Here is a 14157-nt window from a genome sequence, read left to right on the forward strand (position 1 = left end):
GTTTATCATAATTGACAAACAACCTTATCGATTATTCTAAAACCGCAGCACAGCGTTCACATAAACCATCTTCAGCATTTGATTCCGTGATATTCCAGCATCTTGGGCATACTTTCCCTTCACATTTTTCAACAGCAATTTGACAAACCTCATATGCTTTTAACTCATCTACGGAAAAGCTTACTCTTGAAACAATTAACCATTGATTAAATTTATTACCGCAATATTCTTCAATCAAAGCGCGGTCTTCATCATTTACATTGATCATTACATGTGCTTCCAAAGATTTACCAATGATCTTTTCTGCACGTGCTTCTTCCAATGCTTTAAAGACATCTGCACGAATCAGCATTAAACGTGCTACTTTTTCTTTAATTTCATCAGCATTTTCAAAAATCGGTACTACCGGGAACGCACCCAAATGAATGCTTTCCTCTTCCGTATGGAAGAAATCATTAACTTCTTCTGCCGTATGTGTCAAAATTGGTGCCCATAAGCGCACTAACGTATCTACCGCATAATATAGAACTGTCTGTACCTGACGTCTTCTGTTGGAATCTTTCTTTTCAATATACAAGATATCTTTTGTATAATCCAGATAGTAAGCAGAGAATTCATTTGTCATCAAATTGGTCAGCATACTTGTCACATCAGCAAAACGATATTCTCCATATGCTTTTTTAACCTTTTCACAGACATCTGCCAACATGATTAACATATACTTATCCAAAGCAGGCAATGTATTAACATCTACCAGATCAGCCTTAGTAAAGTCGTTTTCGCCATCAATATTAGCCAACAAGAAACGGAAAGTATTACGTACCTTACGATAATTTTCACTGATTTGTTTTAATATCTCATCAGACATACTACAATCTGCCTGATAATCTACACTTGCCGCCCATAAACGTAAAATATCAGCTCCATATTTCTTTGTAATTTCTCCAGGTGCTACGGCATTCCATTGTGATTTGCTCATTTTCACACCTTTACCATCCATGACGAATCCATGGCTTAATACTTGTTTATATGGAGAATGTCCATGAACTGCCGTACCAATGATCAAAGAAGAGTTGAACCAACCACGATACTGATCGCTGCCTTCAAAATATAGATCAGCGGGATAACCTAAACCGCGTTCCACCATGGCGCCGGTATGCGAGCTTCCGGAATCAAACCAAACATCCATGGTATCCGTTTCTTTACGGAAAACACCATTTGGAGAACCAGGATGTGTATAACCTTCTGGCAATAAATCTTTTGCCTCTTTTTCAAACCAGATATTAGAGCCAAATTCCTTGAATAAACCCGCCACATGGTCAAATACTGTCTGATCCATAATAGGTGTATCATCTTCCGCATAGAAAATTGGAATTGGAACACCCCATGCACGTTGACGTGATATACACCAGTCACCACGATCTGCAATCATATTATGCATACGTTGCTGACCCCACTTAGGAATCCAATCTACATTGTCAATTTCTTCAAGCAACTGATCACGAATTTTATCAATAGAAGCGAACCACTGCGTAGTAGCACGGAAAATGATTGGTTTTTTGGTTCTCCAATCGTGTGGATATGAATGAGTAATGAATTCTAACTTCAATAAAGCCCCGATTTCATCAAGCTTTTGTGTTACTGTCTTATTAGCATCATCTACGTATTGTCCAGCTAACCATTCCCCGGCATCACTCATCATGCAGCCATGCTCATCAACATTGCAATAGGCTGGTAACCCATATTTCTGGCCAACAAAGAAGTCATCTGCACCAAAGCCTGGAGCTGTGTGTACACAACCGGTACCTGCATCAGCAGTAACATGATCACCTAAAATAATTAATGATTCACGATCATATAAAGGATGTTGGCAAGTGATCATTTCTAATTCACTACCCTTAAATGTCTTCAACAATTGCTTTTCTTGTAAACCGAACTTTTCCCATAGTGCATCTACTAATTCTTCTAATACGATCAGCTTACCTTTTTCACTATTCACAAGCGCATAAGTATAATCTTTATTCAAGCAAATTGCAAGGTTTGCTGGAATAGTCCAAGGCGTTGTTGTCCAGATGACAAAACTAGTATCAGTGTCTAAAATTCCTTTACCATCTTTTACTGGAAATTTCACAAAGATCGTAGGAGATTTAACATCTTTATATTCTATTTCAGCTTCTGCCAATGCCGTTTCACTGGATGGGCTCCAGTAAACCGGTTTTAACCCTTTATAAATCAAGCCATTCATTGCCATCTTACCAAAAATTTCAATTTGATGGGCTTCAAATTCTTTTGTTAAAGTGATATAAGGATGATCATAATCACCAACAACCCCCAAAGATAAAAAGCCGGCTTTTTGTTTTTCTACTTGTTCCATTGCATAGTTATAGCAAAGTTTACGGAAATCCGCCAATTCCATTTCTTTACGATTGTGTCCTAATTTCTGGATAGCCGTTTCAATAGGAAGACCATGCGTATCCCATCCTGGAATATAAGGCACTTTATAGCCATCCATAAATTTTGAACGGATGATAACATCCTTTAAAATTTTATTTAAGGCATGACCCAGATGGATGTCTCCGTTGGCATATGGAGGACCATCGTGTAAAACAAATGGTTCACAGCCTTCCCGTTTCTTTAACATCTTTTCATAAATGTTTTGTTCCTTCCAGCGTTTTTGAAATCCTGGTTCTTTGCTTGGAAGTTTTCCACGCATTTCAAACTTTGTTTTTGGCATCAATAATGTTTCTTTGTATTCCATATCATTTTCCTCCTAACATAAACAAAAAAAACACGCTTCCTTGTCTAAGGACGCGTGAACGTGGTACCACCTTAGTTCTATTTCTTATCAAAATAGCACTCAAACAGATAACGGCTGTAACCGTATCATCTTACTGTTTTCAGATGATAAGCTCCAAAGTGATTTTTCTTTTCGCTTCACACAGGACTTCCACCAACCGCCTGTTCTCTTTGCATCCACCGATAAGAAACATGTCTTTTTCTTCGCTTTTATAATTCTTTTTTTAATAAATCCATCTTTGGAATCGCCGGTGTTTCAAAATCGTCCAACGCTTCCTCAATCTTGTGCAGCTCTTCTTTCATACTGCTTTTCATATCATTAGCCTCATCACCCAAACGGGCAATTTCCATCAGAATACCTCGTGCCATCATCAATGCTTCTTTGATAATCGTATCTGCATTCTGATTCGCCGTGTCGACGATCATATTCGCCTCTTTCATTGCCATACGTGCCATTTCACTGGCAGCACTTTCCTTGATATGCAGATTGTCATTCAATTTCCGATACTCATTCTCAAGCACCTTTTTTTCCTGACGCAACATTTCAAGCTCACGATTTACACTTTCCAGTTTTTTCTGCAAGGCATCCATTTGGAGCTTTTGCGTCTGCATGTAATCATCGACCTGATAACGGTTGTAGCCGTTTTTCATCGTATCAAATATACGTTTGTCCATACCATCACCCTATCTACTGATACTTGCCCGCCAGAATCACCAAATGATCCTTTTTGGTCGTTTTCACAATTTCCTTGAAGTAAAAACGTCCATGTCCACGAATGGAAATAGCACTATTATTATTGCATAAATAGGAAGTTTCTTCAAGTATTACATGATTAACTTTTACAAGTCCTGCACGTATCAGCTCCTGCGCTTTCTTCCTTGAAATATTTGCAAAGCTTGATACAAGTACATCTAAACGTAGGCTCGATACGATTTTATGCTCATACCGTATTTTTGGCTCATAAGTGACTTCACCTTCATAACGTTTAAAATGCACATTGCTTCGTTTAATGCGTGTCAAATTACACACGATATAATTTTCGATTTCTTCATCTACAAAAATGATAAGTTCATTATCTTTTACAATTAAGTCACCGATTTTTTCCCGTTCAATACCAAGATTGAGAATTGCCCCTAAAACATCTGGATGTGCAAGCTTACCAAATTGCGGTGAATAAGTCGCCTTGAGAATCGTTATTTTTAAATCAGCCAGTTCATCTTCATAAGGTAAAAGTGCATAGCGACAACGTTCTGCACCTTGATAACCTCCGGATTTTCCATACGGTATCTGATGCCCTAAAATAGCATCGCAGATGTTACATTCATCAGGCGCAAAAAATGGAGTAACGACAATTCGACGGCGGCGTTCCATCAGATCTATCAGATCATAAATACGCTTTACGAATTTTTCATTACCCCTATAATGTTCAAAATGAATTGGCAATGCTAGTCCTCTTCACTGGCATCCAGATTAATTTCTCCGTGAACAGCAACATTTCTTGGAGCACACAGAATAACATTATGTCCAATCTTTTGAATGGTTCCATCCAGTGCGAAAATAACACCTGTTAAGAAATCGATGGTTCTTTGTGCATAATCTCTTTGCAGTTTATGTAAGTTAACGACCGCTGCTTTATTCTCTTTTAAACGTTTAGCGACTTCTTCTGCCTCATCAAATGAACGAGGTTCAAACAATACCATTTTTGTGTCGCCAGGCAAACGATTTATAGCTTTGGATTTTGGCTGTTCATATTCGGAAAGAGAAGGACTTTCTTCTTCCTGTTCCACTTCCAAAACATCATCTTCATCCATTGGTGCAATAAACTCTTTGAATTTCTGACCGATGCTCATGTAGCATACCTCCTATACATTACTTATATTTTAGCACAAATGTGCATTAAGAAAAAGTTTTTTGTGTAATTTAAGTGATTCTTCATAATTGGAATCTCATTTTCGTCATTCATTGACAAATTTCTACAGACAGAACTTAAAGCACCTAAAAAAGCTTACTATAAACTTAGGGTATTTAAGAAAAGCAGCTGCAGGATAGCAGCTGCTCTTTAATATTAATACATTCCGCCTTGTGGCATTGGTGGCATAGGCGCTTCTTTTTCTTTGATAGCAGCAACGCCTGCCTCTGTTGTTAAGAATAATGCAGAAATACTTGCAGCATTCAACAATGCACTTCTTGTTACTTTTGTTGGGTCAATAATACCTTCTTCAAACATATTCACCCACTTGCCGTATTTTGCATCAAAGCCCATATTCGCCTCAGCACCTTTCTGGTGTTCGACGATTTCTTCAGCGTTATAACCAGCATTTTCGGCAATCTGTGCAATAGGTGCTAATAACGCATCCATGACTACCTTAATACCTTTCTGTACATCGACGATATCTGATTTCAACTGATCTTTTAAAGCCACATAAGCTTCAACCAAAGCAGCACCACCGCCAATTACGATACCTTCTGCAACAGCAGCACGCGTTGCGTTCAATGCATCTTCAATACGCAGTTTCTTTTCTTTCAGTTCACTTTCTGTAGTTGCACCAACCTTAATGATAGCAACGCCATCGCTTAACTTACCTAAACGTTCTGCATAGCGTTTTTTATCATAATCGCTCTTACAGTTTTCCATCTGTGCGCGTACTTCAGCAATACGAGCTGTAATTTCATCTTTATTGCCATTTCCGCCAATCATTGTTGTATTATCTTTTGTAATAACTGCTTTCTTCACGCTACCTAATTCTTCCAATTTCATGTCTTTTAATTCCATGTTCAAATCTTTTGAATAGAATGTAGCACCTGTTAACACTGCAATATCTTTCAAAATTTCTTTCTGATTATCACCAAAACCAGGAGCTTTCGTAGCAACTACATTAAATGTACCACGCAGTTTATTGACAACCAAAGTAGAAGTTACTTCATTTTCAACATCATCTGCAATGATCAACAATGGTTTATTGGACTGCACTACCTGTTCTAATACTGGAAGCACTTCTTGCACATTATTGATTTTCTGGTCAGTTACCATAACAAAAGCATTTTCTAAGACTGCTTCCATTTTCTCATGATCACTTACCATATATGGAGAAACGTATCCTTTATCGTACTGCATACCTTCACTGATTTCTAATTCTGTATCAAATCCATTAGATTCATCAACAGAGATAACACCATTACGGCCAACTTTATCCATTGCTTTAGCAATGATTTCACCAACTTCTTTACTGCCGCTGGAAATAGCCGCAACACTGGCAATATCACTGTTTGTTTCTATTTTACGACTCTTATCTAGAATATGATTTGCCACTTCCTTGCTAGCATATTCAATACCTTCACGCATTAATACAGGATTTGCACCTTTTTCTACCTGACGCAAACCGTTGCTAATCATGCTTTGTGCTAAGATGGTTGCTGTTGTTGTACCATCACCAGCAGTATCGTTTGTTTTATTGGCTACTTCATAAACTAATTTCGCACCCATATTTTCAAACTTATCTTCTAATTCAATTTCTTTTGCAATAGAAACACCGTCATTTGTGATTAATGGTGATCCAAATTCTTTTTCTAAAACGACATTACGTCCTTTAGGACCTAAAGTTACACGTACTGCATCAGCCAGTGTATTCACACCTGCTAACATTGCATTTCTTGCATCTTTTGAAAAACGTACTTCTTTTGCCATGTTCATTACCTCCTGTTTGTTTTTATCTTACGCAATGACTGCTAAAATATCTTCATCTTCTACGATGATGAATTCTTCTTCATCTAATTTCACATCTGTACCAGAATATTCTTTGTATACAACCTTATCATCAACTTTAATTTCTGCTTCACTTTCTGGTCCAATCGCTACTACAGTAGCATAACTTGGTTTGTTTTTACTGTTATCTGTCAGGATAATTCCACTTGCCGTTTTTGTTTCCTTTTCGGCTTTTTCCTTCTTTAAAATCACGTTTTTGTGTAATGGCTTTAACATCTAAGATTCCTCCTTTAAGTTTTAGCACTCGCAGTTCATAACTGCTAACACCCTATATTATACTCACTTTTAGCACTTTGGCAATAGGAATGCTAAAAAAAGTTCATATTTTTTTAGCTGGTGATTTATAAACATTAAGCAGCTTTGCAAACGACAGTCACATTATACGTAAAAAGCTTTATTTATATGCTGTGATAAGAGTGCTTCCTTTATCAATTTCATTTTACGACAAGTTAAAACAAAGCTATGATAACTAGTAATTGAAAAAAGCTCGCATATAAGCGAGCTTAGTGCGTATGAGATCCACAATCATGATTACCACAATCGTGATTACCTTCCTCATGATGATGGTTACATTTACCATTGGGATCATCCTGTAGTGTTCCCTTCTTTAACTGTTCTACAATTTCATCAACATTTCCACTGGCACCACCAATTAAAGCTATATGAGCTTTAGCTAACGCATCACGTGCGCCTTGACCGATACCACCACATACTAATACATCAACACCAGCTTCTTGAATCAGTGTAACTAGCGCACCATGACCGCTCCCATTAGCGCTAAGAAGTTCTTTTCTTACAATTATGCCATCTTCTATATCAACAAGTAGAAAAGCAGGGCATTTCCCAAAGTGTTGGAATACCATATGATTTTCATAAGTTATTGCATATTTCATCTTCATCACCTCAAATTATTTCGTATATGCATCATCATTGATAGAAATATTAAATTGCTTTAAGAATGTAGCAATATCTTCTTTTACAGTTGCCGCTTTAACATAGTTAATATTCAGACGAGGCCATGTCTTAACCGCAATCTGTGCATTTGGAATACCTAATTTCTCTGGAGTTGCCGTTTCTACTGCTTTGCTAATCGCCGTTTCATCCTTTTTACTTGTTTCATTAGCAAACGTTGTAGCTGTTTCAATATATTTCTTTACTTTATCCTCTGAACCTTTTTTTACAAATAACGCTGCTTGTGGATATCCCGCACTCTTTGTATTATTTTTATTTTGGTACTCTTTTTGTAAATCTTTTAAAACCTTTAAAGTTATTCCTTTTTCTTTTGCTTTAGCAATGGTTGCTGTAGCAGCAGGTTCAGCCATCAACCCGACATTTGCTTTCTTACTTAATAATTGTTGTTGTACTTCATTCACAGAAGCAAAATAAGTGATTTCAGGTTTTATGCTTTTCACATCCAAGCTAGCCATAAAAACTTTCTGTGGCACCGCTTTTTCTCCAAAAGCCGCAAACATTCCTGTTTCTGTTAAAGCTTTTTCATCAGTTCCAACAACATATAAATTACCCCAGGTTACGACACTGTCTAACCTATATTGACTTTTTCCTTTTGATAATAATGCAGCTCCTAAATTAATAGGTGCGATGATAGCATCATATTCTCCATCTTCCTTAGCAATTTCTGCACTGATGACACTTGTACCGTCAACGGTGTCAACACTCACATTTTTATCACCGTATAATCCTAACAATGATAAACTAGTTGCCCCTAAAGGCGCCAGTACCTTAATCGGTTCTGTTTTTGCTTCCTCTTTTTTTGTGTCATCATTACTTGCACAGGCACTTAAAGACAAAGCCATGACACCTGCCAGTAATCCCTTCAATAATTTCATAAACGTTTCTCCTTCACTTCAGCACTCAGCTTAGCGATAAATTCTTCTACCGGCATTGTCACAGATTCCTTACTTTGTGCACGACGTACCGTAACTGTATTAGCTTCTACTTCTCCATCACCAATAACAAGCTGATAAGGAATTTTAGCAAGCTGTGCTTCTCTTATACGATACCCCAATTTCTCATTTCGTGCATCTGATTTGCTCCTAAATCCCATCGCTAACAATTTTTCATTTATAGCATTTGCAGCTTGCGCATGACGTTCATAATGTACCGGAACGACCATGACTTGAGTTGGTGCCAACCATGTAGGGAAATGTCCTGCATAATGCTCGATCAAAATACCAATAAAACGTTCAATTGATCCAAATATAACACGATGCAGCATAACAGGTCGCACTTTCGTGCCATCCTTTTCTACATATGTTAAATCAAAGCGTTCAGGTAGATTCATATCCAATTGAATCGTTCCACATTGCCATTCTCTTCCTAAGGAGTCTTTGATATGGAAGTCAAGTTTTGGCCCATAGAAAGCACCATCTCCTGGATTGACTTTATAATCCTTACCGGCACTGACACATGCATCAGCAAGAGCTTTTTCACTCTTTTCCCAAATTGCCAGATCTCCAATGTATTTCTTTTCCGGACGTGTCGATAATTCAATACGATAGGATAAGCCAAAGATAGAGTATACGCGATCAATGAAGTTGATCAATTCCTTTACTTCACTTTCAATTTGATCTGGGCGCATGAAAATGTGAGCATCATCTTGCGTAAAAGTACGAACACGGAATAGCCCATTTAAAGCTCCACTGGCTTCATGGCGATGTACCTGCCCTAATTCTCCCATGCGCAGTGGCAAATCTTTATAGGAATGTAGACCATTTTTAAACACTAATAAGGACCCTGGACAATTCATTGGCTTGATTGCAAATTCGCGATCATCCACCATTGTCGTATACATATTTTCTTTATAGTTTGCCCAATGTCCACTTACTTCCCATAATTCCTTGCTCATCATGATTGGTGTTTTGATAAATTTATAATTTTCTTTTGTATGTTCTTCATACCAGAAGTTTTCTAACAGATTACGAATAATCATTCCATTTGGCAAAAAGAATGGCATACCTGGTGCATATTCACTCATCATGAATAGACCCATTTCACGTCCTAATTTTTTATGGTCACGTTTTTTGGCCTCTTCCAGCATATGCAAATGTTCTTCTAATTCTTCTTTTGTTGGATAGCAGACACCATAAATACGTTGCAGCATTTTATTTTCTGCATCACCTTTCCAATAAGCTCCGGAGTGTTTTAAAAGTTTGAAGTTTTTCAACAGCTTAACCGTTTCTACATGCGGCCCGCGACATAAATCGATAAACTCTCCTTGTTGATAACAGGTAATTGTTCCATCTTCCAAATCTTGAATCAGATCAATCTTATAAGGATCGTCCGCAAACATTTCTAAGGCTTCTTCTTTACTAATTTCTTTACGGACAATACGCTTTCCATCTTTGGCGATCTTCTTCATTTCCTTTTCGATTTTTGGCAGGTCTTCATCTTTGATTACATCATCACCAAGATCAATATCATAATAAAAACCATCTGATATAACTGGTCCTACCCAAAATTTTGCCTGTGGATACAGACGCTTTACAGCCTGTGCCATCATATGAGCACAGGAATGATTCAACATGCTTAATTGTTCATTTTCTCTAATATCAATCATACGTTTAACCTCCTATTTTATACATCTCGTATGTGATTCCATCGTTTACTTCTTTTCTCATGAAATGACCCTTACAGGCTAAGATTGTTTGACGGCTTGCCACGTTTGTTTCCTCACAACTCACTAGACAAGCATTCATGTGGAAGTTTGCTTTCGCTATTGCAAGTACTTCTTCAAGCATCCATTTAGCGATTCCTTTTCTTCTTTTATCTGGTGCTACACTATAGCCGATATGTCCGCCAATACGTTCTAAATAAGCATTTAGTTCATGACGTAACATGATAACTCCAACAATTTCTTCATCTTCCATAGCTAGATATAAAGAACTGCCAACGATACCATTTGGAAGATTACGTTCTTCATGCCAGTCCATCATCATTTGTAAATAGGCTTTTGTATCTTCGCAAGTATCTAAGAAAGCCAAACCGCAAATCACGCTGTCTTTCGGGAACTTATCCACATAACGTTTTAATGCTGTCGCATAAGTGCTGTTTGCCAAACAAAGTATCATGCATCATCACCTCCAGTTAAAAGAAAAAAGACTGCATCTCAAAGGACGTCAGTCTTATACGCGGTACCACCTTTATTCTTCGCATAAGCGAAGCTCTCAAACCTGATAACGCAAGGTATGCGGCACACCCTTTCAGGGGCAACTCCAAGGTAGTAAAGACAAGGCTCTTCGTAAAAGCTTTCACCATCCGCTTTTCTCTCTGCTTTCAAAGCACATATCTTCATGTCCTCTTCTTCGTTTGTCTACCTTATTTTTATACACCATAAGTTTCTGATTGTCAATGTTAACACAAGCTTTCCTTACATTTTCCCTAGTGAAAAAGATGTTGAAGCGATAGCCATATGTATTCTACCATTTGCTAATTATCGCAGTTAGAGGATACTGCCTTTAGTTATTTTATGGATAGATTGTAAGAATTACAGAAACTGTTTTTCCTATTTTATATCCCCTTTTTGGATATAACATCCTAAACATATAACGGTTAGCATAATTTGATGAAAACTGTTTCTCTAACCTACCAATTATGGGATTGACTGGTGGCACTTATAGAACTATGGTAAAATACCATCTATGTGAATGGTAAATTTTGGAATTCTCAATAAATACCAAAATTTAGTATAATTCACAATAGAGAAAGGAGTGCATTATGAGAAGAACATATGGATATGTCCGGGTATCAAGCCAAGATCAAAATGAGGCAAGGCAATACCTGGAGATGCTGGATTATGGGATTGATAAAAAATATATCTATATGGATAAGTTAAGTGGAAAGGACTTTAATCGTCCAGCTTATCACAGACTTGTTTATAAAAAACTGAAACCTGGTGATTTGCTCGTAATCAAAAGTATTGACCGACTGGGAAGAAATTACAATGAAATCCTAAATGAATGGAAGTACATAACCAAAACCAAAAGTGTCGATATCAAAATTCTCGATATGCCGTTACTAGACACTGATCAAAACAAAGATTTGATTGGCACCTTAATTGGTGATATCGTATTACAGTTATTATCTTTTGTTGCGGAAAATGAACGTAATAACATTCACCAGCGTCAAGCTGAGGGTATTCGTGCCGCCAAAATGAGAGGGGTACGTTTTGGTCGTCCGGAGATTGATTTACCGAAAGATTTTGAAAAAATCATGGTACGCTGGAAAAAAGGCGAATTGATGAGTAAGGATGCTATTAAAGAATCCGGTTTAAAATACTCAACCTTTTATAAAAAAGCCAGAGAATATGAGGAAAACAGAAGGATGAAAGAAAACGACAGATAGCTAGCGTGCATATCTGTCGTTTTTTTGATAAATATTTAGAACACAAAGTTTCCTTTGCGAAATACTGGTACACAAGATCCATCATCTTTTATACCATCAATGCTCATATCATCATTACCAAACATGAAGTCTACATGTGTCATAGAATGATTCGCACCTGCTTTATTCAATTCTTCTTCATTCATATCAATGCCTCCCTCAACATTCATAGGATAGGCATCGCCAAGAGCGAGATGGCACGATGCATTCTCATCAAATAAGGTATTAAAGAATAATATACCGCTTTGTGAGATTGGCGACGCATCTGGAACGAGAGCCACTTCACCTAAATAACAGCTGCCTTCATCAAAATGAATCAGCTCAGATAGTGTATCTTTCCCTTCTTCAGCATCAAAATCAACTACTTTGCCATCTTTAAATTCCATCCAGAAGCCGTTAATCATATTACCATTATAGTTTAATGGTTTGCTAGCTACGACCTTACCCTGTACTCCTGTCTTTTTGGGCATTGTAAAAATTTCTTCTGTAGGCATATTCGGATTAAAAATCACACCAGCAACTGTCTTTTCACTTCCCCCTGCCCAAATATGATGATCCACAAGTTCAACTGTCAAGTCCGTTCCTAAACAATTGGTGAAATGTAACGCTTTAAACTTATGTTCATTAAGTGCTTGTATACGTCGTACGAAATTGTTTTGCATCTCATCCCATTCTGCAATTGGATCATTATCTTCTCGTACGTGTACGGCATGGAGAATACGCTCCCATAACTCTTCAACTGCCTCATTTTCAGCATCTTCAAATTCCGGGAATACTTCCATAGCCCACGCTTTATTTGGCACTGCGATAATACTCCATTGCGTTTTATTCATCATCGTATAAGCCTGCGCTTCTTTATTAGCTTTTGCACCAGCTAAACGTGCTTTCGCAACTTTGGCAGCGTCCACATCCTTAAAGACTCCAGGAAGTTCACTTATGATATGAAGGATGCAAGCACCCTCTTTTAAATAATCCAGTTTTGAATGTACTTGCCATTCTCGAACATTGCACAAAGTTTCTTCATCAGCATGCAAATAAGTCTGACGACGATTCATATCATCCTGATAAAATACAACAACTTCTTTGGCTCCAGCTGCATATGCTTCTTCAACACAAGCTCGTGTCATTTCTACTGCATCCACATCTGCTTGAATAAGCAATGTTTGTCCTTTTTGTAAATTAACTCCTTTGCGAATTGCAAGATTTGCATATTTTTTAATGATTGCTTTGTTCATATATTTAATCCTTTACATAGGCTTTTGGCAACATCGCAGCACCTATGATACCTGGCTCTTCTAACTCGGCTTCTTTAAATTCTACAATCTGCATCCCTTTGTGGATCATATTACGGAAATAGTTTTCCATTTTTTCAAAGAAAACATCTTTCCCTTTCATTACGCCACCACCAACAACAAATACTTCTGGATCCACAACATGTGCAATCACGGAGAACATGATAGCTAAATCATATGCCATGTCATCACACAACTTTAATGCCTCTGCATTGCCTTTTCTTGCCAGATCAAAAACATCCCCAGCATGTGCAATCGCATCTATTCCGAATACAGCTTTTCCTTTTCTTGTCATCGCTGTACCGCTCGCTTCGTTTTCTACAGCACCAACATTCAAATAATTTACTTTTTCACGATTGCGATCTATGATGATATTTGCAATTTCACCAGCATGCCCATTCTTGCCAGCAACTACATGCTGATCGACAACCAAGGCTCCACCTATACCTGTCGAAATAGTAACATAATATACAATTCCTTTGCCCTTACCAGCACCTAAAACCGCTTCACCCATACCGGCAACATTAACATCATTATCAACAAAGGTTGGCTTATGGAAATGATCTTCAATACGTTTAGCAATTGGATAGCCTTCAAAGCCAGGCAAATTTGTAGCCAATACCATTTTACCGTTCACTGTATCTACAGGGCCAGGCACTCCCATACCGATACCGACACAATCATCATAACCATCAATGCTTTCAATCAAAGAAATAATTTTCGCGATTACATGTTCTGTGCCTTTACCAATTTCTGTAGAATCTTTTACGATTTGTAAAACATTACCTTCTTCATCGACTTTGGCAACTCGTACATTTGTGCCTCCTAAATCGACACCAATATAAGTTTTCATAAAACTCCTCCTTCACATTTGCTAGTTCTATTTTAGCATAAATGAAAGGGTT

13 protein-coding genes and 1 other annotated feature are annotated in these 14157 nt (G+C 37.6%); of the genes, 1 reads left to right on the plus strand and 12 read right to left on the minus strand.

The window, feature by feature from the left end:
• Positions 1 to 31: 31 nt before the first annotated feature.
• The 10 genes from ileS to KJS44_RS08450 form a co-directional block, all read right to left on the minus strand.
• Complete coding sequence (ileS, locus tag KJS44_RS08405) at positions 32 to 2758, minus strand: isoleucine--tRNA ligase (RefSeq protein ID WP_008687970.1); 2727 nt, start codon at positions 2756 to 2758, stop codon at positions 32 to 34.
• A gap of 43 nt (positions 2759 to 2801) precedes the next feature.
• Positions 2802 to 3010: a binding site (T-box leader), on the minus strand.
• The gene (locus KJS44_RS08410; protein ID WP_008687968.1) at positions 3007 to 3471 is read right to left on the minus strand and encodes a DivIVA domain-containing protein; all 465 of its coding nucleotides are present in this window, start codon (positions 3469 to 3471) and stop codon (positions 3007 to 3009) included. (Overlaps the previous feature by 4 nt.)
• A gap of 13 nt (positions 3472 to 3484) precedes the next feature.
• Positions 3485 to 4240, minus strand: coding sequence for a YlmH family RNA-binding protein (locus tag KJS44_RS08415; protein WP_008687965.1), 756 nt, complete (start codon positions 4238 to 4240; stop codon positions 3485 to 3487).
• A gap of 2 nt (positions 4241 to 4242) precedes the next feature.
• Positions 4243 to 4647: a cell division protein SepF gene (locus KJS44_RS08420; protein WP_008687963.1), complete on the minus strand. Its 405-nt coding sequence runs from the start codon at positions 4645 to 4647 to the stop codon at positions 4243 to 4245.
• A 215-nt stretch (positions 4648 to 4862) separates the two neighbouring features.
• Entirely contained in the window at positions 4863 to 6482 is a 1620-nt protein-coding gene (gene groL / locus KJS44_RS08425; RefSeq protein WP_008687962.1) for a chaperonin GroEL, read from the minus strand.
• Between the two features lie 27 nt (positions 6483 to 6509).
• Positions 6510 to 6776, minus strand: a complete 267-nt coding sequence (locus KJS44_RS08430; RefSeq protein WP_008687959.1) for a molecular chaperone GroES — start codon at positions 6774 to 6776, stop codon at positions 6510 to 6512.
• A 287-nt stretch (positions 6777 to 7063) separates the two neighbouring features.
• On the minus strand, positions 7064 to 7453 hold the full coding sequence (locus KJS44_RS08435; protein WP_008687957.1) for a NifB/NifX family molybdenum-iron cluster-binding protein: 390 nt from the start codon (positions 7451 to 7453) through the stop codon (positions 7064 to 7066).
• 15 nt (positions 7454 to 7468) lie between these two features.
• Positions 7469 to 8407 carry a hypothetical protein gene (locus KJS44_RS08440; protein WP_008687955.1) on the minus strand — a complete coding sequence of 313 codons (939 nt, stop codon included), beginning with the start codon at positions 8405 to 8407 and terminating at the stop codon, positions 7469 to 7471.
• A complete protein-coding gene (gene thrS / locus KJS44_RS08445) occupies positions 8404 to 10137 on the minus strand; it encodes a threonine--tRNA ligase (protein WP_008687954.1) in 1734 nt (577 codons plus the stop codon). The genes KJS44_RS08440 and thrS overlap by 4 nt, the downstream gene beginning before the upstream one ends.
• Positions 10138 to 10141: 4 nt before the next feature.
• Positions 10142 to 10648 (minus strand): GNAT family N-acetyltransferase, encoded by a 507-nt coding sequence (locus KJS44_RS08450; RefSeq protein ID WP_008687952.1) that lies wholly within the window; start codon positions 10646 to 10648, stop codon positions 10142 to 10144.
• Between the two features lie 646 nt (positions 10649 to 11294).
• Between KJS44_RS08450 and KJS44_RS08455 the strand changes: the two genes are divergently transcribed.
• Entirely contained in the window at positions 11295 to 11921 is a 627-nt protein-coding gene (locus KJS44_RS08455) for a recombinase family protein (protein ID WP_008687951.1), read from the plus strand.
• A gap of 35 nt (positions 11922 to 11956) precedes the next feature.
• Here KJS44_RS08455 and KJS44_RS08460 read toward each other — a convergent pair whose 3' ends face one another.
• Together KJS44_RS08460 and KJS44_RS08465 are read right to left on the minus strand one after the other, a co-directional pair.
• Entirely contained in the window at positions 11957 to 13195 is a 1239-nt protein-coding gene (locus KJS44_RS08460; protein ID WP_008687950.1) for an aminopeptidase, read from the minus strand.
• 4 nt (positions 13196 to 13199) lie between these two features.
• Positions 13200 to 14105 carry an ROK family protein gene (locus KJS44_RS08465; RefSeq protein ID WP_008687949.1) on the minus strand — a complete coding sequence of 302 codons (906 nt, stop codon included), beginning with the start codon at positions 14103 to 14105 and terminating at the stop codon, positions 13200 to 13202.
• Between the last annotated feature and the right edge of the window lie 52 nt (positions 14106 to 14157).

Source organism: Longicatena caecimuris (genome assembly GCF_018406465.1).
Taxonomy (GTDB): domain Bacteria; phylum Bacillota_I; class Bacilli_A; order Erysipelotrichales; family Erysipelotrichaceae; genus Longicatena; species Longicatena caecimuris.